The sequence below is a fragment of the Rhizobium sp. AC27/96 genome, assembly GCF_001692325.1.
In the GTDB taxonomy this organism is placed as follows: Bacteria; Pseudomonadota; Alphaproteobacteria; order Rhizobiales; family Rhizobiaceae; genus Rhizobium.
In genome coordinates this window covers 1-821 of sequence record NZ_LXKN01000023.1, presented here as the reverse complement: position 1 = coordinate 821, position 821 = coordinate 1, and the positions used below count along the sequence as shown (strand labels likewise).

Here is an 821-nt window from a genome sequence, read left to right as displayed (position 1 = left end):
CCGGTCGAACTGTCGGTGGCGGTCAGGGTAAAGTTGTACGTGCCGCCGCCCGTTGGCGTGCCGGATATGACACCGGCGGACGAGAGCGTCAGCCCGGCCGGCAAGGAACCGGCGGTGATCGCGTAGCTATAGGGACTGGTACCGCCGGAAGCCGTCGTGGTCTCGCTATAAGCGGCTCCGATGGCGCCAGCGGGCAGCGTCGCCGGGTCCAGTGACAGCGTCGGAGCGGATACGGTGATGCTGACGGTCGCCGGCGCGGACGTGCCGTCGAGATTGGTGGCCGTGTAGGTGAAGCTGTCGGCACCGGCATAGCCTGCTGTCGGCGTATAGGTGATTGAAGTACCCGATGCGGTCGCAGTGCCATGGCCTGCCGCAGTCGCAATCGCAACCGAGAGCGGGGTGCCGCCGGTGATGTTGAGGGTGATCGGATTGGCCGAGGAGTTCTGGGCAACCGTCGCAGTCACACCGTTGGCGATCGGCGGATGGGCAACCAGCACCAGTGTGTAGGCTCTGGAGCCTGTGTAAGGTCCGGAACCGGTGGAGCTGTCGGTTGCGGTGACGGTGAAGTTGAAGGTGCCGGCCGCAGTCGGTGTTCCCGAGAGATCGCCAGCCGAGGAGAGGGTAAGACCGGCCGGCAGGGCACCTGAGGTTACGGCATAGGTATAGGTACCCGTACCACCCGAGGCCGTGATGGTCTCGCTGTAGCTGGCGTTCAGCGTGGCCGCGGCAAGTGTCGTCGGAGCGACTGCAATCGTCGGGGCATTGACAACCAGATTATAGGCCCGCGACCCGGTGAATGGTCCGGAACCGGTGGAGCTATC

The 821-nt window shown here is 64.9% G+C and carries 1 protein-coding gene; it reads right to left on the bottom strand.

Annotated features, from left to right (window positions below; all coding sequences use genetic code 11):
- Positions 1-821 (bottom strand): putative Ig domain-containing protein (locus A6U86_RS19955; protein ID WP_198929072.1); only part of this gene is annotated, 821 nt, incomplete at both ends.